Below are 17,965 nucleotides of genomic sequence, written 5' to 3'. Positions count from 1 at the left end.
AGTTCTTCCATCAATAGTTTTTCGTTTTAGAGTACGCTGGAGGCATGAGCGCAGAAATCCGCCCCCAGGACCGGTCCGGTGCGCTGGCGGCAGTCGCGGCGTTGGCCGACCCGTCGCGGCGTGCCGTCTACGATTTCGTCCTCGCCGAGGGGGAGCCGGTCAGCCGCGACCGGACCGCCGAGGCCCTCGGGCTGGTGCGCGCCACGGCTGCGTTCCAGCTGGACCGCCTTGCCGCGGAAGGCCTGCTGGCTGTCTCCTACCAGCGGCTCACCGGCCGCACCGGCCCTGGATCGGGACGCCCGACCAAGCTGTACTCAGCGGCTGCCGGAGAATTCTCGGTCAGCGTGCCGGAGCGCCGCTACGACGTCGCAGCCGAGGTCCTTGCTGCGGCGGTCGAGGAAAGCCTGGCGACGGGCTCTCCCGTAGCGGCCTGCCTTGGCCGGGAGGCAGCCTCAGCAGGGCGGCGGATGGCGGCGGCGGGGGAGCTGCACGCCGTGCTGCGCGACTACGGCTACGAGCCGGAATCCGACGGCAGCGGGAACATCGTGCTGCGCAACTGCCCGTTCCACCGGCTCGCCCGGGCGCACACCGACGTCGTCTGCGGACTCAACCGCGACCTGCTGGGCGCTGCCGTCGAAAGTGATCCGCAACTGCGTGCGGACCTGGACCCGGCGCCGGGCCGGTGCTGTGTGGTGATCCGCCGCTCCTAGAAGCCCGAGGAGCTGCCGGCTCCGGAGAAGCTGCCGCCGCTGCTGCCGTAACCCGTGGTGCCCCGGGCGCGGGCGACGCTGTGCTGCCCGGCGGTCCACCCGGCGGTGAAGGCATGCACGGAGAAGAAAGTGTTCGCCGGATAGACGGTGCCGATGATGCTCGGTTCGAAGCTCCTTCCGGTCTTGCGGTCGCTGGGTGCCGCAGCGCCGGCCATGCCCTTGCGCAGCAGCTCCGCTTCCCGGTCGTTCCGGGCATAGGCCGCGGTCACCGTCTCGCTGTGGCGTCGGAGCAACGTCGAGAACTCCTCGCGGGCATCCCGGAGCCGGTCCAGGGCCGCCTCCGGGGTGAGGGACCCGGACTGAAGTTCCGCCGCCCACTGCTCACACCGGCTGTACGTGCCGTCGCGGAACGAGCGCAGGGCGGCAGCCGTTGCCGAGCCGCCCTGCGCGTCGCCGTCGGCCAAGAACTGCTCAAGCCCGTCCAACTCCCTGCGCAGCGGGGCGACCTGCCTGTCCCAGGCTTCCGGCCAGCCGCTGGCCAGGTTGAGCAGCGCGTTGCTGTCCGCAATGACATCGTCGAGCGAATCCAGCTCGGCGGTCGAGTCCGCGTACTGGCGGGTGAGCTTCAGGTTCCTCCGCCGGCTCAGTTCGCGCCCGGTGAGGGCGTGGACCTGGGCGGAGAGCGCGGTAGCGGCGTTGTACCGGCTGAGGAAGGTGCGGTACTTCTCCAGGACCATCGAGCCGTAGCTGGACGCTGCAGGTATGGTGCGCGCGTTAAGCTCGGTCACATCCAGGTCCATGCTGACGTTTGCGTAGCCGCGGTCCCCGCGGGCCAAGGCCGCACGGCTGGCCGTGCGTGTCCGGAGCCGGACGAGCAGCCACGCCGCGGCGCCGGCCACGAGGCAGCTGGCGCCGATCACGACGGTCGCGATGAACGCGGCGGAGCGGTACCAGGGCTGGTTGATCAGCTCCGCCCCGGCGCGGATGCCCGCTATCGTGCCCTCGGTCCACTGGGCCTCGCGGAAAAGCTGTTTCGTGGCGTCCTGGATCTTCTGCTGCTGGTCAAGGGGTACCTTTCGGTCCTCGCCGAAGTAGGTGCCCACGTGCCGGCCCACCGGATCCAGGGCGAAGATGAACAGGCCGTCGGCCCACTTCTGCCCGTCCGGGCTGATCCACTCCGGGTGCTTGGCCCGGGCGAACCGCAGCACCTCCTCGTTGAGGTTGTCGCCGGCGCTGCCCCGGTAGGTGAAGATTGCGACCGTGGTGGGCTGGTAGAAGTCCACCGACCTGACCGCAGGCAGCAGCGTGTTCGTATCCAGCACTCCGGCGCCGTCCTCGACCACGACGGCGGCCGGCGTGAGTGCCGATGCGGCCGGGGCGGCGCCGAGCAGCCCCAGGGCAAGCAGCAACAAGATGCCGAGTGCTTTCTGCATAGTTCCCCCTCGGCGGCGTGGGTCAGTGCACCGAGATTACTCCCGCATCCGTCCGGCGCGGTACGTACCTGCCGTCGGGGCACGCCGGGCCGGTTAGCATCTAAAGCAGACCGCGCAATTATCAGCAGTTATCAAAGGAGAACCCGATTCCCTTGCGTATCCTGGTGAGCGACTCTCGGGCAGCCCCCTGCCACACTCCCGCCTTCGAAGCCGAGCTGCGGGAACTGGCAGCCGGGGCCCTGCGCGGCCTGGCCGACGCCGGAGCCGAGAGCGAGGTCCTCGATGCCTCGGCCCAGACCGGGCCGGCTGATCCGGCGGCGTTCGACGGCGTGCTCCTGCTCGGCGGCGGTGACGTGGACCCTGCGCTGTATGCCGGGGATACGGACGAACCGGCCCTGGACGGGGTCCACCGGCCGGCCGACGAGTTCGAAATCCGCCTGATCGAGGACGCCGCGGCCGCGGGGACCCCCGTGCTGGCCATCTGCCGTGGGCTGCAGCTGGCCAACGTCGCCTTCGGGGGAAGCCTCATCGAGGACCTGGGGAAGGATTCCTTTCACCGCATCCACGTCGACGCGGCACCGATGGCCGTGCACGACGTCGACATCGTTCCCGGCTCCCGGCTTGCCGCCGCCCTCGGCGCCACCCGCGTCCCCGTGGCTTCGGGCCACCATCAGGCCGTCCGCCGGCTGGGCCGCGGGCTGCGGGTCGTCGCGACGGCGGACGACGGCGTCATCGAGGCGGTGGAGCATGAAACCGCCTGGCTGCTGGGCGTGCAGTTCCACCCCGAAGATGTAGCCGCGCCCCCGGGCCAGCTGCAGGCCCTCCTCGCTGCGTTCCTCCGAGCCTGTCGGGACTCCTAGCGGCCTCCGAGCCTGCCGGGACTCCTAGCGGCCTCCGAGCCTGTCGGGAGTCCTAGCGGTACGTGCGGTGCCGGTTTTCCGCGGGCGCGGCCCGGGCGGCCGTGTCGGCGATCCACGGCCCGGTGCCTTCCGAAACGTCGATGATCCCCGCCTCGAGCCATTCGAAGCTGCCGTCGAGGATTTTGGACGCCAGCGCCCGGTCGGCCTCGTCGTTGTTGTTCCACAGCTCGTGGAAGAGTGCCTCGATGCGCAGTCGGGACTGGGCGCAGAAGGCCGCGGCGAGGGCGGCGGCTGATTCCGCCTCCGCCGGTTCCTGCTGGCGCAGGAGCTGGGCCCGGGTGCAGACGGCCGACATGGCGAACAATTCCGCCCCGATGTCCACAATCCGGCCCAGGAACACCTGGCGGTGTTCAAGCCCTGCCTGCCAGCGGCCCATGGCGTAGAAGGTCTGCCGGGCCAGCTTCCGGGACGAGCGTTCAACGAAGCGCAGGTGATGCGCCAGTTCGCCGAACTCCGCGAAGGATCCGGGCAGATCCCCCTTGCCGGAGACCAGGTGCGGGAGCCAGCGCGCATAGAAACCGCTGGCCTTCGCAGCGGAGCGTGCCTTGGCGGCAAGATCGGCATCCGCGGAGGCGAGGTCGCCCGCCGCGGCGAGGTGCGCGTCCACCGCTTCGCGGGCAATCAGCAGGTGCATGATCTCGGTCGAACCCTCGAAAATGCGGTTGATGCGCATGTCCCGTAGCAGCTGCTCGGCGGGAACGGCCCGTTCGCCCCGCGCGGCCAGCGAATCCGCCGTCTCGAAGCCGCGGCCACCGCGGATCTGCACCAGTTCGTCGGCCACTTGGTACGCCATTTCGCTGGAGAAGAGCTTGGCCAAGGCGGCTTCAATCCGGATGTCGCGCAGCCCGGCGTCCGCGAGGGCTGCGGAGAGCTCGAACACCGACTCGAGGGCGAACGTGGTCGCGGCCATGAAAGCCAGCTTCCGGGATACCGCCTCGTGCCGGCCGATCGGCCGGCCCCACTGCACCCGCTCGGCCGACCATTCGCGGGCGATCTTCAGCGCCCACTTGCTGCCAGCCGCGCAGAGCGCCGGGATCGACAACCGCCCGGTGTTCAGCGTCGTCAGAGCGATCTTCAGGCCTTGGCCCTCGTTGCCGAGCCGGTTCTGCGCGGGGACCCGGACCCGGTCGAAACGCGTGAGCCCGTTCTCGATGCCGTGCAGGCCCATGAACGCGTTGCGGTTCTCGACGGTGATGCCGGGGGAGTCGGCCTCCACGACGAACGCGGAAATCCCTCCCGTGCGCCCGTCGTGCGCGGGGACCCGGGCCATGACCACCATGATCTCGGCGATCACCCCGTTGGTGGTCCACAGCTTCACCCCGTCAAGCAGGTACGCGTCCCCGTCCTCGACGGGGGTCGCACAGGCACCCATGCGGGCCGGGTCGGAGCCGACGTCGGGCTCGGTGAGCAGGAAGGCGGTGACGGCACCGGCGGCGCAGCGCGGCAGGAAGCGCAGTTTCTGCTCCGGTGTGCCGAAGACCTTCACCGGCTCCGGCACGCCGATCGACTGGTGGGCCGAGACCAGGGCGCCGATGCTCGGATGGACCGACCCCAGCAGCATCAGGGCCCGGCCGTAATAGGCCAGAGACAGGCCGAGCCCGCCGTACTCCTGCGGGATCTTCATTCCGAAGACCCCCAGCTCGGCGAACCCGGCCAGATACTCGTCCGGGATGAGGGCCTCGCGCTCGATGCGCGCCCCGTCCAGGGTTCTGCAATAGGAAGCCAGCTGCTCCAGGAAGGCCTCGCCCTTCGCCACGTCCTCCGGTGCCGGAAGCGGGTGTGGGTGGATCAGGCCCAGGTCGAGCCGGCCCAGGTAGAGGCCCTTGGCGAAGCTGGGCCGGTTCCATTCCTTTTCCCGGGCTGCTTCGGCCACGGCACGAGCCTCCCGCTCGGAGACATCCGCGGGGGCTGGCTGGTTGCTCAGATCGGCGCTCATGGGAACCCCTTCCGCCGGGGCTCGCGAGGGTGCGGACCCGTCGACTATGGCTCGAATGTTACTCCGTGGTAGCCGTTCGGTCGACGGTGTTTTCAGCAGTGCTGGCGGAGCGGGGCTGGTCAGCGTCCGGAGGTGCCGGCCGCCGCCATGAGTGCGAAGAGCGCATGGCCGTACGCCTCCGCCGGGTCCGCGTCCTCGAAGACCTGTGCGGTGCCCTGGATCCGCAGCTCCACGCGGTACACGGGCTCGCCGTCGTCGCCGGTTTCGCGGCGAAGCGACCGGAAGGTGCCCCCGAGCAGGTCCCGGAGCTGGTCCTCGCGCGGGAGCCAGAGCGAATCCTCCAAAGCCACCGAGTCCAAGGCCCACTCGGTGGTGCCGTTCATGCCGAGCACTGTTCCTGTCGGGTAGGCATGGGCCTCAATGGTCATATCGCTGACGGTGAAGACTTCGTTGGAGTCCATGACGTCGTCGCTGTCGATGAGGCGTTCGATGCAGAAGTTGTCCCCGGCGGCCGGAGTCCAGCGCAGACCGGAGCGGTAAAGGGCACGGGCAAGCTCGGTGGAGATCATTCCCCATTGTCGCCCGTGCCGCCCCCGGAAAGCCATGGGCCGGCACGGGCGGGGCCGCAGGACGGTGTCCGAAGACCCCTAGAACCCGGCGACCGGATGCGGCACGTAGGCCGCCTCGAGCTCGGCCTTCTCATCTGCCGACAGGGTCAGTTGCAGGGAGGCCACGGCGTCCTCGAGGTGTCCGGCCTTGCTCGCGCCGACGATCGGGGCGCTGACCACGCTGTTCGCCGAGACCCAGGCGAGGGCGACCTGCGCGCGGGGCACGCCGCGCCGCTCGGCGATGACGCGCACCGCTTCGGCCACCGCCTTGTCGCTGTCCTCGGTGGTGTACAGGGTCTTGCCGAACTCGTCGGTTTCCGAGCGGTTGGTCTTCTCGTCCCAGTCTCGGGTGAGCTTGCCGCGCGCCAGCGGGCTCCACGGCAGGACGCCGATCTTCTGGTCCTCGCAGAGCGGATACATCTCGCGCTCTTCCTCGCGGTAAATGAGGTTGTAGTGGTCCTGCATCGTCACGAAGCGGGTCCAGCCGTTGAGCTGCTGCAGGTACAGGGCTTTGCTGAACTGCCAGGCGTACATCGACGAGGCGCCGATGTAGCGCGCCTTGCCCGCCTTCACCACGTCGTGCAGGGCTTCGAGCGTCTCCTCGATCGGGGTGGACGGGTCCCAGCGGTGGATCTGGTAGAGGTCGACGTAGTCGGTGCCCAGCCGCTTCAGGCTCGCATCGATCTCTGTGAAGATGGCCTTGCGGGAGAGCCCCTTGCCGTTCGGGCCGGGGCGCATGACGCCGTGCACCTTGGTGGCGATCACCGTTTCATCACGGCGGGTGTACTCGGCCAGGGCACGGCCGACGATTTCCTCGCTGGAGCCGTTCGAGTAGACGTTCGCGGTGTCGAAGAAGTTGATTCCGGCCTCGACGGCCTGCCGGATCAGCGGCCGGCTCTGCTCCTCGGGGAGCGTCCACGGGTGCGGACCGCGCTGCGGCTCGCCGTAGGTCATGCAGCCCAAGGCCAGCGGAGAAATGTCCAGGCCGGTGTTGCCCAGCTTGATGTAGTCCATGGTTGTCCTCCGGAAGGTAGCGTGCGGATCGGAAGCGTGCGCTGCTTCCAACCTATGCCACAGTGTGGCCCGTTCCCCGCCGGAAGGGTGGTCCTGCCAGTCCTAGGCTGATCCGGGGGTGCCCGCCGCCCGGAGCACATGGCGCAGCTTCCCGCCGGTCGGTTGCACCTGCACTGGTTCAGGGTCGACGGCGAGGGCGACGTCCGGAAGGCCCTGCGCGCCCAGGTACCGGCGAAGGCGGTCAAGGACCTGCGCCTCGACACCGCTTTGGTCCTGGCCCGGCAGCACCTCGATGCGCACGGCCAGAGCGGCCGGCGCCGTCTGCAGCACCTGGAACCGGTGCACGCCGGTGGTTCCCACCACCACCGTGCTCAGGGCCATTGGCAGCAGAGCCACTGTCCCCGACGGAGATTCGAGCCGGAGGATCTCGTCGGTGCGTCCCTCCACCTGCACAGTAGGCAGCGGGCTGCCGCACCGGCACGGTTCGGCATCGATGCGTATCGCGTCGCCGAGCTCGTAGCGGATGACAGGCTGGACGAAATTGGCCAGGTTGGTGAGCAGCGCCGAGTGGGACTGGACCCCGGCGGGAACCGGGTTGCCGTTTGCGTCAACCGGCTCGAGGATGAACCAGTCCGTATTCAGGTGCTGCTCGCCGTAGCGGCAGGGCAGCGCCAGGGGAGTCGCCTCGGAGGCGCTGTACAGATCCATCATGGCGCAGCCGAACGCCTCCTCGATCCGCCGGCGGACGGCGGGCAGCAGCTGTTCGCCGCCGCTGGCGACCAGGACGGGAGCGATGCGCAGCCGTCCCGCAGCCTGCTCGTTGGCCAGCACCTCAAGGCCGCTGGTGTAGGAGGCCAGCAGTGCCGGCCGGTAGGAGTTCAGCTCCTCTACCAGTTGCGGCAGCGGCTCCAGCACCGAGAAGAACCGGAGGTAGCGGCGGCGGAACGGCGCCGCACGCACCCTCCGCGCGAACATGACCGTCGTGAGGAAATGGCCGCCGGTCGCGAAAACCAGTGCTGCCCGGATTCCGTGCGTCAGCATTCGGCCTGCGGCCCGCCGGCTCAGATGGGGCGGCCGGCCGTAGGCCAGACCGTTCATGACGGCGAGCGCACGCTTGTCCTGCACCAGCAGCGCGGGTTCACCGGTGGATCCGGAGGTAGTGAACACCACGTAGCGGCCCAGGAACAGTTCCCCGATGGTGTCCGCCCGGGCCGTGAAGCGCAGCAGTGACTCTCGGGTGACCTGCGGATCCGTTACCCAGTCGTCGAAATGCGCCATCAGCTCGGGTTTGGTGACAGCCGGCAAGGATTCCAGCGCCGCGTCGTGATCCAAACCCGCGTAGCGCTGGGCGTAGAAGCGCGAATGCGTCCGGGCGTGCTGCACCAGGGCGGCCAGCCGCTCCGCGCGGCGGGCCTCGATTGCCGGGACGCCGCCGCGCGCTGTCCGACGGGCGTCCCACGCGACGCCGAGGGCGCTCAGGCGGCCGGATGCACGCATGCGCTCATTCTGGACCTTGGCGGTCGCCTCGGGAAGGCCCGTTAAACGCAAACAGGGCGGGAATTGCTTCCCGCCCTGCCAAAGTCACGTGGACTTTAGATCATGCAATCGTGATGTTCACGGCCTGCAGACCCTTGGGGCCCTGCTCGGTCTCGAAGTTGACCGTCTGGTTCTCTTCGAGGGAGCGGTAGCCGCTGGAGTTGATCGCGGAGTAGTGAGCGAAAACGTCGGCCGAGCCGTCGGACGGCTCAATGAAGCCGAAGCCCTTTTCCGCGTTGAACCACTTGACAGTACCTGTTGCCATTTTTATTCATCCTTCTGGGTGAGGCGCTCCCCGACTTTCGGGGGTCTCAGTCGCGGCGTTCATTTCCCGCTTTACAGAAAACAACGGCCCGACCCGGTTGGGTCCAGCCGTCCGAATTACTAAATGCGCAACACTACAACTGCGTTCAGTCTACACGGTCTTCAGCGTCCGGGGAATTCGGGTGGCCGCCGCGCGAGGAAGGCAGCCGTTCCCTCGCGCATGTCGGCCGTGCCGAAGGCGCGCCGGAACACGGCTGCCTCGCCTTGCAGCGCGGCCGCGGTGTCCAGGCCCTGCGCCGTGCGCACCGCCTCCTTGGCGAGCCCGACGGCGACCGGGGACTTGGCGGCAATCTTCAGCGCCGTCGCCCGGGCAGCCGCCAGCAGCTCCTCCTTGGAGCCGAGCACCGCGTTGACCAGCCCGATCCGCTCGGCTTCCTCTGCGCCGATGCGCCGCCCGGTGAGGATGAGCTCGCGCGCGCGGGCGGGCCCCACGAGCCGCTGCAGCCTGACGCTGCCGCCGAAGCCCGGCACCAGCCCGAGGTCAACCTCCGGCTGGCCGAACGCCGCGGACGATGAGGCGTAGATGAAGTCGCAGGCCATGGCGAGCTCGCAGCCGCCGCCGAGGGCGTAGCCGTGCACGCAGGCGATGACGGGCAGCGGAAGTTCCTCGAGCGCGAGGGTGACCTCCTGCATGCTCCGGCTGTAGTCGAACGCCTGCTCGGGCGTCATGCCGGCCATCTCGCGCACGTCGGCGCCGGCGGCAAAGGCTTTCTCTCCGGCTCCGGTGAGCAGCACGGCGCGGACCGGCCAGCCGGTGTCCGGCGCGTGGTTCACGTTGTGCCGGAGCCGCCGCACCAGTTCGGCCAGGTCGTCGATGACGGCACGGGCGAGGGCGTTGAGCGCATCCGGGCGGTTGATCGAGACGGTGGCGACGCCGTCGAGCACCTCCACCAGGAGAGTATCGAACCGGCCGAGCCCTGCGTGTGTGTCCATCGCCGGTGCTTCAGTCTCGCGGCGCCGGAGCCCCGCCGAGCGGCCACCCCTGGGTGAGTCCCCGGCCGATGGCGCTCGCCGCGAAGTCCTGAAGCAGCTCACGCGGGGACCTGTGGACTTCGACCGCTCCGGCGTCCAGCAGCTCGGCGTCGCTGTAGCCGCCGCAGACCAGCCCCACGGTCGGAATGCCCAGCTTGGCAGCGGCTTTGACGTCCCACACGGCGTCGCCGACGAACAGTACCTCGTCGGAGCCCAGCCCGGCCGCCTTCAGCGCGGCCTCCAGGATGTCCGGCGAGGGCTTCGATTCCTCGGCGTCGGAGGAACTGGTGGAAGCGTCGACGGCGAAATCCGCGTCCAGAGCCGCCCGCAACGCCTGGAGCTCCTCGTCCTTGGCGGAGGAGGCCAGCACGACGGTGAGCCCGGCGTCGTGGCACTGTCGCAGCAGGTCCCGGGCGCCGTCGAAGCTGCGCAGTGCGGGCCAGTAGGTGGAGAAGACCCCGTCGTGGGTCTGGCTGAGGACCTCGTCCTGGTCGGTGTCCCGGTCTTCGCCAAGCAGGTGGTCCAGCAGCTTGTCGGATCCCATGCCCACGCCGCGGTGGATCGCGTGCATGGCGACGTCGTGCCCGGCCCGCCGGAAGGCCTGCCACCAGGCGACGGTGTGCAGGTAAGTCGTATCCACCAGGGTGCCGTCCATGTCGAAGAGCACGCCGCGAAGCTTGGCCATGACTGCCTTTCCGGGAGCCGTCGTGGGACCGTCCCCGGCCATCATAGGCACGATGACCGGAAAGGCGCCGTCGTCCTCAGTGCCTGGCGGTCGCCAGCTTCGACCGGACCCGCACGGCGCGTGCGTGCGGATTTTGCGGCTGCGGGATGGCGTCCAAGGCGAACTGGTCGATGACCCCGGGCCGGAAGACGAGGCATTCCGTTGACCCGCCGAACTGGAAGTACCCGAGATCGTCGCCCTTGTTCACATGGTGGCCCGGGACGATCTCCGGATTGATGACGCAGGAAGACACCTCAATCATGCCCACGGGGACGAATGCCATCAGCCCGATGACGGGGTCGTCCGCCTGGATCAGGATGATTGCCCGGGCCGACACGTGGGCCAAATACGACTGCGAGACCGTCGGCTCGACCGCCTCGGCCCCCTCCGATTCCGCCTCCGAGAAGTAGGTGCCGTCCTTGAGGTACGCGCGGACGATGGTCCCGGCGACGGGAGCGTGCCACCGGTGGTAGTTCAACGCGCTGAGGAACGCCTGGTACACCGTTCCGCCGACGAACTGGTCCACTGACTCGTCCCGGGCGAGCAGGTCATCGAGCGAGTAGGGCTGGCCCTTGACCCAGAACCGGCTGCTGCGCTCAACGTCGGAACTGATCTTGTAGGGGGTCGACTCGCAGGCGCTGACGATGACCTTGTCGTCGCCGGGTTCAGCGACGGGCCTGGACGTCGGGGTGAGACGGCGGGCGAAGAAGTCGTTCCACGAGGTGAAGCCCCAGTGCTCGGCGAGGGGGTCGTGCTGGTAGTCGTCGATCCCGACAACCTGCTGCGCCTTCTCGGACATCCATCCGGAGGGCGAGTCATTGAGCACATACAGCGACTCCTCGCTGGTCAGGAATTCGCACCAGGCATCCAGAACCTTGCGGAACATGGCGACAATCCGCGGATCGCGGTGTGCCGCGAAACCGGCCTCGGTACCCATGGTCCAGTCGAGGATCGCAGTCAGCGGCGTGGTGACCATGCCGCCTTCGCTGAACTCCGGCGCCATCGTCAGGACCTCGTTGATCAGCCGGAGCAGCTGGTCAACGCTCGTGAGGTGCCGTTTGCGGTAGGGCTTCGACTTCGGAACCTGCTCGATCATCTCCGTCATGTAGAAACGGACAACGGGATCGCTGGCAATCAGCTCCTGGAACTCCACGATCACGGGATGCAGCCGAACATCCTCACCACGTGCTTCCACCCGCTCCCGGTGTCCGGCGATCCATTCCTCGAGTTCGTCCTGTTGCTCGGGCAGCCAGCCTCCGGGACGTCGGACACGGTCGGACGAAGAATTTAAGGTCATAGCCCCGAGCCTACCCGCCTCGTCAGCGCCGACCAGAGAGGCCTCGGCCCCGACGAGGCGGCTGGGCATCCTTGACCGGACCGCCCGGATAAACGAGGACCGAAGGCTCTGGCATCAGGACCACTGGCCGGTACGGTGGCGCCATGCGGAAACTGATCTACGCCATGAACCTGACTCTGGACGGGTACATCGCCGCGGCCGGCGACGACATCGGCTGGAGCACGCCGAGCGAGGAACTGTTCCAGTGGTGGCTCGACCAGGAGCGGGCGAACAGCCTGTCGCTGTACGGCCGCAAACTGTGGGAGACGATGAGCTCCTACTGGCCGACCGGTGATAAGCAGCCCGACGCCACTCCGGCGGAAATCGAGTTCGCGCGGAACTGGCGGGACACACCGAAGGTCGTGTTCTCCTCGACGCTCGATCAGGTCGGCTGGAACAGCCGCCTGGTCAGCGGCGACGCGATCGCCGAGATCACCAGGCTCAAGGCCGAGGACGGCGGCCCGATGAGCATCGGCGGCGCTACACTCGCCGGTGCCGCCATGCGGGCCGGGTTGATCGACGAGTACGTACTCGCCGTCTGTCCGGTGCTGGTGGGCAGCGGCACGCCGTTCTTCACCGCGCTGGACGGCTGGGTGGACCTGGACCTGGTGGAGACACGGACCTTTCCTGGCGGCGTGGTGCTGACCAGATACCGGAAGAGACGCTGAGCAGGATCTCGTATTCGGGCGGCCCGGCATGCCGGAGTCGGCAACGCGCGTGCCATACGGTGGACCTAACCAGCGAGAGGACCACATATGTCATGCGAAGGCTGCACGGCGGCTTCCAAGCTCGACTTCGACTTCAGCATGGCGTTCCAGCCGATCTATGACGCCGCTGCCGGCCGGGTATGGGGCTACGAAGCGTTGGTCAGAGGCTTGTCGGGTGAGGGCGCTTTTGACGTCCTGTCCAAGGTTTCACCGGAGCAGAAGTACCGCTTCGACCAGGCCTGCCGCGTCAAGGCAATCGAACTGGCATCGCAGCTGTTCCCTGCGGATGAGGACTTGAAGCTGTCGATCAACTTCATGCCCAACGCCGTTTACGAACCCGCTGCATGCCTTCGTGCGACGCTGCGGGCCGCCGAGCGCTGCAGCTTTCCGACGTCGTCGATCATGTTCGAGTTCACGGAGAATGAGGAGGTCTCGGACACCGCCCATCTCACCGACATCATCACCGAATACCGCAAGCATGGCTTCACCACCGCCGTCGACGACTTCGGCGCCGGCCATGCCGGACTGGGGCTCTTGGTCGATTTCCAGCCGGACCTGATCAAGATTGATATGAAGCTCATCCGGGGAATCGACACGAGCCCGGCCCGGCAAGCCGTGGTTGCCGGCGTCGCCGGTATCGCCAGGGAGCTTGGCATTACGGTACTCGCGGAAGGCACCGAGGCTGAGGCGGAGTTTCTGGTCTTGAAAGCAATGGGCATCCGTTTGTTCCAGGGATATTGGTTCGCGAAGCCGGCATTCGAGGAGCTTCCGCAGATATCTTCCGGATCTGTTGTGGGCGTCCCCGCCATCGCTTAGCAGGGATGGCTGTCGAGGCGGTTGTCTGTCACGGCGGGACGGGCTAGCATCACGGAACGTTCAAAGGGGATCGACCAACAGGGGGGATTGCCGGCATGGCCGAGGTGCTGCTCTACCACCACATTCAGGGTCTGACGGACGGAGTGCGGGCCTTTGCCGACGACCTGCGGCAAGCCGGGCACACGGTGCACACCCCGGACCTGTTCGCCGGCCGCACGTTCGGCAGCATCGAGGAGGGGTTCGAATTCGCGCGTGGCACGGGGTTCGACGCGATCCGGGAGCGCGGCGCCGCCGCGGCCGACGAGCTCGACGCCGGACTCGTTTACGCAGGATTCTCCTTTGGCGTGACGATCGCCCAGCGGCTTGCGCAGACCCGGCCCGGCGCCCGCGGCGCATTGCTGATGTACTCCTGCATCCCGGTCTCGGAGTTCGGGGAGGCATGGCCGCAGGACGTGCCGGTGCAGGTCCACGGCAAAGAGGGCGACGAATTCTTCGACGAGGACCTGCCTGCCGCGCGCGAGCTCGTTCGGTCCGCAGATGCCGCGGAGCTTTTCGTTTATCCCGGCGATGAGCATCTCTTCGCCGACTCCTCGCTCGGCGCCTACGACCCGGAGGCGTCAGCGCTGCTCAGGGAACGGGTGCACGCGTTCCTCGCTTCCGTCTGACCGGCGCTGCACACCGGCGGATCCCTCAGCGTGCACCGGTTGGCTGGTGGGGAGGTCGGTCGTTCCGTTCCGTTGGTCGTGGTCTGGGTAGCCTGAGGTCATGGTTCGTCTCGTACACCGATACGTGCCGACTGGGCCGATTCGGCGTCAGTCTTTCTGCAGTTCCTCGGCGAGCATGACGAGGATCCCGCTGGGCCCGCGGAGGTACGTGAGTTTGTAGACGTCGCCGTAGGTCGCCACGCCGCGTAGCGGATAGCACCCGTGCTTTACAGCCACCTCAAGCGCCTTATCGATGTCGTCTACCGAGAAGGCCACGCGGTGCATGCCAATGTCGTTGGGGCGCGTCGGGTTCGTCTCAATCGCCGCGGGATGGATGTATTCGAAGAGCTCAAGTCGACCATGACCGTCCGGGGTTTGGAGCATCGCGATGTTGGCGTGGTTTCCGTCGAGCCCGACGGCAGTATCGGTCCAGTCGCCGCTGACTGTGTCACGGCCGATGACCGTAAGACCGAGATCGGTGAAGAAGGCGATTGCTGCTTCGATGTCGCGAACGGCGATACCGACATTCTCCAGTTTGATGGCCATGTGTTGAAAGCTACCAAGGCGGCACCATCGGCTCCAGGGTGCAGGCACCACTAGTCCTCGGTACTGACCCTGGTTAGCGTGTTGCCCGTATCCCGTATGCCGGTCGCTCAGCGTGCATGGAACGATGCCCTTTAGCCCGACGGGATACAGGATGATGAGGCGGCTCCGCCATACTTGTCGCTATGGACCAGGGATCCGTACCTCGCCTCGAGATCGTCCTCGAAACTGAGCGGCTGCTGCTGCGGCCATGGCGCGTGTCTGACGCGGCCACCCGGCGCAAGTTGTGGAGCGAGCGTGATCCGCGGGTGCTTCCGCATCGTCGCATCAGTCCCGACGGACACCCCACCCTGGAAGACATCGAGGAATGGATCCGTCGTGGCGACCGTGACCTCTCCCCGGGGTTGCTGGCCGCAGAGCAGAAGAGCTCGGGCGAGGTCATCGGATACTGCGGACTGATTCCCAACGGATACGGCCAGGAAGGAGAGCCGGAACTGGCGTTCGAGTTCCTCCGCAAAGTCTGGCGCCAGGGGTTTGCGACTGAGGCCTCCTGGGCCGTCCTCGAGCGGGCGCAGGCGTCGGGGTATCGATGCCTATGGGCCACGGTCCGTGACTGGAACACCGCTTCACGCCGTGTACTGGCCAAACTCGGGTTTGTCGAAACCGGGCAAGTAGTACCTGACGAAGTCCACGGCGATTCTCTGTTCACAAGAAGGAAACTGTGACTCCAGTCCGCCGCAACGGTGCCCGATAGCCGATCCCGTTCCGTGCGCGTCACAAGGGATGAGGCAACACGGCGCGGTACCGTCGATTCGTGGATGAGGAACACTTGTCGATGACGCGCAAGGCGTACGACGTCGTGGCGCGGAGCTTCGATCACCTCGGCGCCCTGCTCCCTACGTTTCGGGGGGGGGGAAACCGCTCGGGAAACCGCTCCCTTAGAAAGAAGCAGTACAGCGAATGTCAGCGCGATGGTTCCGACAATTTCGAAAACTAAGGGGGGCGGCCATCGCAAGCTCATCGCGGATCCTCTCTAACCCGTAGGACGGGCGCTCGACTGTGACATGGACTAGTGCGTATTGCCAAAAGCATCCCTGACTTCGCTCAACGCCGCCGAAAGCTTGCAGTCCAGAACTCTGTCTGCCCCTAAGGCCGGTTTCGCATTGATGTACCACCCCATGCGGTCAAAAGCCGTGCACTGGATCCTCGTCCCGGAACCCGCATCCTCAAGCACAACCTCAAGCCCGACTGGAACGGTGTTTGGGCTGAACAGGCCCATGATGCGAAAAATAAGGTCGGAGCCGGTTCGTGCCGCGAGTCCCCACTCGGTTTCTTCAACGCGATATCCGGACGTTTGGAGGCGCCGACTGAGAGTCTCGACGGCGCTGGCCCGTGCCGCCGTAACAGTGAATTCATCTGTCTGCCGGTATCTCATGGTTGTCTTCTACTCCGTTGGGCTCAGCGCCGATCCAGCTTCACCGGACATACTCCTTGCATCCACGGACAAGGCATATAGGTATGCCTTTCTCGCGATGCCCGTTAGCCGGTCCCTTACCGTGCACGGAACCTTTGGGCGCCGTCATCAACGAGCTCAGGAAAGCCTGTCCAGCTCGTCCCGGTCACGGTCGGCGGCCGCCCGCGCGTCGTCGGCGGTGAGGGCTGCGCGCTCGCGGTCGCGCCGGAGGGCCCGCACACGCCGGTCGATGTCGAGCAGGTCGCGCTCGGCGGCTTCGATCTTCGCCTCCAGTTCCTCAAGTTCGGCGGTCATCCCGTCGCGGCGCCGCTCAAGGTCCTCCAGATGATGGTCGGCGGCGGCCAGCTCGGCGTCCGCGTCGTGTGCCCGGCGTTCCGAGTCCTCGGCCCGGCGCTCAGCTTTGGCCCGGCGGGCCGCCTCCGCGCTGCTGCGGCGGCTCTTCGATTCAACCGGCGCGGCCGACGGCTCTGTCTGCAGTGCGCTGAACTCCAGCACCCCGGGGACCGCCACCGCGGCCTGCACGTCCGGCGGCTCGAGCTCGGTGGGGGAGAGCGTCTTGACGAGCGAGCCAGCACTCACTGCGGCGGCCGCTCCCGCGCTGGCCAGGACGGCCCAGAGTGATCTTTCGACGTCGGAGACCGCCGCAGCGCTGAGCGGGTGGCCCAGTTCCTTGGACAGCTCTCCCGCCCGGTCGACCGTCTGCTTGAGTACCTCGTGACGTCGTCGGCCCAGCTCGGTCAGCTTTTTCCGGTCCGGGTGCTCCTGCGCGGCCCGAAGCTCGGCGCCGAGTGCGACGACTGACCCGACCAGGCCCGGCTCCTGCCGTGCCAGCATGTTCAGGGCCCAGGCGGCGGCGGAGGGCTTTGCCAGCGCCTTGATCTTGGCGCCTGACTCCTTATCCCCCTCCCGCGCAGCCCGCTTGGACCGCTCGTTGCGGGCGGCGACAAACTCGTCCGGGGGCAGCGCATACAGCTCCCGCGCGGCGTCGGACAGCTGGTCGGTGCTCACGGGATCAGGAAAACATGCGCCCGACGGCGCCGCAACAAGGCCGCGCCCAACAAGACGGCGCCCTAGGAAGAGAATGGCCGGTGTTGCCTGTCCCCGCAACGGCGGGCATAGGGTGGGGGCATGGCAACCCAGTCGAGCGAACACAGCACCCGCGGCGCCTACGTCACCGGCGGCCAGGAGTTCAACCGGGACACGAACTACATCGAAGACCGCATCACACGCGACGGCAGGGACGGCTGGCCCGTCGAGCCCGGCCGCTACCGGCTGATCGCGGCGCGCGCCTGCCCGTGGGCTAACCGGACGCTCATCGTCCGCCGGTTGCTCGGCCTCGAGGACGCGATTTCGGTCGGGATGCCGGGACCCACGCACGACGCCCGCAGTTGGACCTTCGATCTGGACCCGGACGGACGGGACCCTGTGCTGGGCATCGAACGCCTGCAGGAAGCGTATTTCAAGCGATTCCCCGACTACCCGCGCGGCATCACCGTGCCCGCCGTCGTCGATATCGCTTCCGGCGCCGTGGTGACCAACAACTATCCGCAGATCACCCTGGACTTCTCCACCGAGTGGACCGAGTTCCACCGGGACGGAGCGCCGCAGCTGTACCCGGAACCGCTGCGCGAGGAAATTGACAGCGTCAACCGCCGGGTTTTCACCGAAGTGAACAACGGCGTCTACCGGTGCGGTTTCGCCGGCTCCCAGGAAGCCTACGACAAGGCGTACGACCGGCTCTGGACCGCCATGGACTGGCTGGAGGACCGGCTCAGCACACGCCGCTTCCTGCTGGGGGACACGATCACCGAGGCCGACGTGCGCCTGTTCACCACGCTCGCCCGGTTCGATGCCGTCTACCACGGCCACTTCAAGTGCAACCGGCAGAAGCTTTCCGAAATGCCGGTGCTGTGGGCCTATGCCCGGGACCTGTTCCAGACGCCCGGCTTCGGCGACACGACCGACTTCGTGCAGATCAAGCAGCACTACTACATCGTGCACGAGGACATCAATCCGACCGGGATCGTGCCCAAGGGCCCGGCTCTGAGCGGCTGGCTGACCCCGCACGGGCGGGAAGAACTCGGCGGCAGGCCTTTCGGCGACGGAACCCCACCAGGCCCGGTCAAGCCCGGCGAAGAAGTGGCCGAGGGCCACGGAGCGGCCTAGTCATCCGCTGTTCAGCGCGGCGTTACCGAATACTCTCCCGTC

At 67.4% G+C, this 17,965-nt stretch carries 19 protein-coding genes; 7 read left to right on the top strand and 12 right to left on the bottom strand.

The window, feature by feature from the left end; translation table 11 throughout:
• Positions 1–44: 44 nt before the first annotated feature.
• Positions 45–710: a metalloregulator ArsR/SmtB family transcription factor gene (locus KIH31_RS02705; RefSeq protein WP_214425499.1), complete on the top strand. Its 666-nt coding sequence runs from the start codon at positions 45–47 to the stop codon at positions 708–710.
• Here the strand turns inward: KIH31_RS02705 and KIH31_RS02700 are convergent.
• Entirely contained in the window at positions 707–2,143 is a 1,437-nt protein-coding gene (locus tag KIH31_RS02700; protein ID WP_214425498.1) for a DUF5129 domain-containing protein, read from the bottom strand. The two genes, KIH31_RS02705 and KIH31_RS02700, sit on opposite strands and share 4 nt — an antisense overlap.
• A 164-nt stretch (positions 2,144–2,307) precedes the next feature.
• On the opposite strand from KIH31_RS02700, the gene KIH31_RS02695 reads away from it, so the two are divergent.
• A complete protein-coding gene (locus KIH31_RS02695) occupies positions 2,308–3,003 on the top strand; it encodes a gamma-glutamyl-gamma-aminobutyrate hydrolase family protein (protein ID WP_214425497.1) in 696 nt (231 codons plus the stop codon).
• Positions 3,004–3,055: 52 nt separating this feature from the next.
• Here KIH31_RS02695 and KIH31_RS02690 read toward each other — a convergent pair whose 3' ends face one another.
• From KIH31_RS02690 to KIH31_RS02655, 8 genes are all read right to left on the bottom strand, one after another.
• Positions 3,056–4,999, bottom strand: a complete 1,944-nt coding sequence (locus tag KIH31_RS02690) for an acyl-CoA dehydrogenase family protein (protein WP_214425496.1) — start codon at positions 4,997–4,999, stop codon at positions 3,056–3,058.
• A gap of 119 nt (positions 5,000–5,118) precedes the next feature.
• Positions 5,119–5,568 carry a pilus assembly protein CpaE gene (locus KIH31_RS02685; protein ID WP_214425495.1) on the bottom strand — a complete coding sequence of 150 codons (450 nt, stop codon included), beginning with the start codon at positions 5,566–5,568 and terminating at the stop codon, positions 5,119–5,121.
• 78 nt (positions 5,569–5,646) lie between these two features.
• Entirely contained in the window at positions 5,647–6,621 is a 975-nt protein-coding gene (locus KIH31_RS02680) for an aldo/keto reductase (RefSeq protein ID WP_214425494.1), read from the bottom strand.
• A 102-nt stretch (positions 6,622–6,723) separates the two neighbouring features.
• Entirely contained in the window at positions 6,724–8,118 is a 1,395-nt protein-coding gene (locus KIH31_RS02675) for a phenylacetate--CoA ligase family protein (RefSeq protein ID WP_214425493.1), read from the bottom strand.
• A gap of 100 nt (positions 8,119–8,218) precedes the next feature.
• A complete protein-coding gene (locus KIH31_RS02670) occupies positions 8,219–8,422 on the bottom strand; it encodes a cold-shock protein (protein ID WP_214425492.1) in 204 nt (67 codons plus the stop codon).
• Positions 8,423–8,583: 161 nt separating this feature from the next.
• Positions 8,584–9,414 (bottom strand): enoyl-CoA hydratase/isomerase family protein, encoded by an 831-nt coding sequence (locus tag KIH31_RS02665; RefSeq protein ID WP_214425491.1) that lies wholly within the window; start codon positions 9,412–9,414, stop codon positions 8,584–8,586.
• Positions 9,415–9,424: 10 nt separating this feature from the next.
• Positions 9,425–10,138 (bottom strand): HAD family hydrolase, encoded by a 714-nt coding sequence (locus KIH31_RS02660; protein ID WP_214425490.1) that lies wholly within the window; start codon positions 10,136–10,138, stop codon positions 9,425–9,427.
• A 76-nt stretch (positions 10,139–10,214) separates the two neighbouring features.
• Positions 10,215–11,474, bottom strand: a complete 1,260-nt coding sequence (locus KIH31_RS02655; protein ID WP_214425489.1) for a phosphatidylserine decarboxylase family protein — start codon at positions 11,472–11,474, stop codon at positions 10,215–10,217.
• 143 nt (positions 11,475–11,617) lie between these two features.
• Here KIH31_RS02655 and KIH31_RS02650 point away from each other — a divergent pair, with 143 nt between their 5' ends.
• The 3 genes from KIH31_RS02650 (at position 11,618) to KIH31_RS02640 (ending at position 13,701) form a co-directional block, all read left to right on the top strand.
• Complete coding sequence (locus KIH31_RS02650; RefSeq protein WP_214425488.1) at positions 11,618–12,181, top strand: dihydrofolate reductase family protein; 564 nt, start codon at positions 11,618–11,620, stop codon at positions 12,179–12,181.
• Between the two features lie 87 nt (positions 12,182–12,268).
• Positions 12,269–13,036 carry an EAL domain-containing protein gene (locus KIH31_RS02645; RefSeq protein ID WP_214425487.1) on the top strand — a complete coding sequence of 256 codons (768 nt, stop codon included), beginning with the start codon at positions 12,269–12,271 and terminating at the stop codon, positions 13,034–13,036.
• Between the two features lie 95 nt (positions 13,037–13,131).
• Positions 13,132–13,701, top strand: a complete 570-nt coding sequence (locus KIH31_RS02640; protein WP_214425486.1) for a dienelactone hydrolase family protein — start codon at positions 13,132–13,134, stop codon at positions 13,699–13,701.
• 147 nt (positions 13,702–13,848) lie between these two features.
• On the opposite strand, the gene KIH31_RS02635 is transcribed toward KIH31_RS02640, so the two are convergent.
• A complete protein-coding gene (locus tag KIH31_RS02635) occupies positions 13,849–14,286 on the bottom strand; it encodes a VOC family protein (RefSeq protein WP_214425485.1) in 438 nt (145 codons plus the stop codon).
• A gap of 182 nt (positions 14,287–14,468) precedes the next feature.
• On the opposite strand from KIH31_RS02635, the gene KIH31_RS02630 reads away from it, so the two are divergent.
• Complete coding sequence (locus KIH31_RS02630; protein WP_214425484.1) at positions 14,469–15,008, top strand: GNAT family N-acetyltransferase; 540 nt, start codon at positions 14,469–14,471, stop codon at positions 15,006–15,008.
• Between the two features lie 344 nt (positions 15,009–15,352).
• Here KIH31_RS02630 and KIH31_RS02625 read toward each other — a convergent pair whose 3' ends face one another.
• Positions 15,353–15,718 (bottom strand): hypothetical protein, encoded by a 366-nt coding sequence (locus KIH31_RS02625; protein ID WP_214425483.1) that lies wholly within the window; start codon positions 15,716–15,718, stop codon positions 15,353–15,355.
• 156 nt (positions 15,719–15,874) lie between these two features.
• A complete protein-coding gene (locus KIH31_RS02620; protein WP_214425482.1) occupies positions 15,875–16,765 on the bottom strand; it encodes a hypothetical protein in 891 nt (296 codons plus the stop codon).
• 120 nt (positions 16,766–16,885) lie between these two features.
• Between KIH31_RS02620 and KIH31_RS02615 the strand changes: the two genes are divergently transcribed.
• Positions 16,886–17,923 carry a glutathione S-transferase family protein gene (locus tag KIH31_RS02615; RefSeq protein WP_214425481.1) on the top strand — a complete coding sequence of 346 codons (1,038 nt, stop codon included), beginning with the start codon at positions 16,886–16,888 and terminating at the stop codon, positions 17,921–17,923.
• Positions 17,924–17,965: the final 42 nt, after the last annotated feature.

Source organism: Paenarthrobacter sp. DKR-5, from assembly GCF_018531425.1.
GTDB lineage: Bacteria > Actinomycetota > Actinomycetes > Actinomycetales > Micrococcaceae > DKR-5.
Note: the sequence above shows the minus strand (reverse complement) of the source record. Positions and strands in the feature narration are given on the sequence as shown.

Bases quoted from the DNA above. Each gene is read 5' to 3' on its own strand.
- KIH31_RS02705 (WP_214425499.1), top strand. From the start codon at position 45: ATGAGCGCAGAAATCCGCCCCCAGGACCGGTCCGGTGCGCTGGCGGCA.
- KIH31_RS02700 (WP_214425498.1), bottom strand. From the start codon at position 2,143: ATGCAGAAAGCACTCGGCATCTTGTTGCTGCTTGCCCTGGGGCTGCTC.
- KIH31_RS02690 (WP_214425496.1), bottom strand. From the start codon at position 4,999: ATGAGCGCCGATCTGAGCAACCAGCCAGCCCCCGCGGATGTCTCCGAG.
- KIH31_RS02685 (WP_214425495.1), bottom strand. From the start codon at position 5,568: ATGATCTCCACCGAGCTTGCCCGTGCCCTTTACCGCTCCGGTCTGCGC.
- KIH31_RS02680 (WP_214425494.1), bottom strand. From the start codon at position 6,621: ATGGACTACATCAAGCTGGGCAACACCGGCCTGGACATTTCTCCGCTG.
- KIH31_RS02675 (WP_214425493.1), bottom strand. From the start codon at position 8,118: ATGCGTGCATCCGGCCGCCTGAGCGCCCTCGGCGTCGCGTGGGACGCC.
- KIH31_RS02670 (WP_214425492.1), bottom strand. From the start codon at position 8,422: ATGGCAACAGGTACTGTCAAGTGGTTCAACGCGGAAAAGGGCTTCGGC.
- KIH31_RS02665 (WP_214425491.1), bottom strand. From the start codon at position 9,414: ATGGACACACACGCAGGGCTCGGCCGGTTCGATACTCTCCTGGTGGAG.
- KIH31_RS02660 (WP_214425490.1), bottom strand. From the start codon at position 10,138: ATGGCCAAGCTTCGCGGCGTGCTCTTCGACATGGACGGCACCCTGGTG.
- KIH31_RS02655 (WP_214425489.1), bottom strand. From the start codon at position 11,474: ATGACCTTAAATTCTTCGTCCGACCGTGTCCGACGTCCCGGAGGCTGG.
- KIH31_RS02650 (WP_214425488.1), top strand. From the start codon at position 11,618: ATGCGGAAACTGATCTACGCCATGAACCTGACTCTGGACGGGTACATC.
- KIH31_RS02645 (WP_214425487.1), top strand. From the start codon at position 12,269: ATGTCATGCGAAGGCTGCACGGCGGCTTCCAAGCTCGACTTCGACTTC.
- KIH31_RS02640 (WP_214425486.1), top strand. From the start codon at position 13,132: ATGGCCGAGGTGCTGCTCTACCACCACATTCAGGGTCTGACGGACGGA.
- KIH31_RS02635 (WP_214425485.1), bottom strand. From the start codon at position 14,286: ATGGCCATCAAACTGGAGAATGTCGGTATCGCCGTTCGCGACATCGAA.
- KIH31_RS02630 (WP_214425484.1), top strand. From the start codon at position 14,469: ATGGACCAGGGATCCGTACCTCGCCTCGAGATCGTCCTCGAAACTGAG.
- KIH31_RS02625 (WP_214425483.1), bottom strand. From the start codon at position 15,718: ATGAGATACCGGCAGACAGATGAATTCACTGTTACGGCGGCACGGGCC.
- KIH31_RS02615 (WP_214425481.1), top strand. From the start codon at position 16,886: ATGGCAACCCAGTCGAGCGAACACAGCACCCGCGGCGCCTACGTCACC.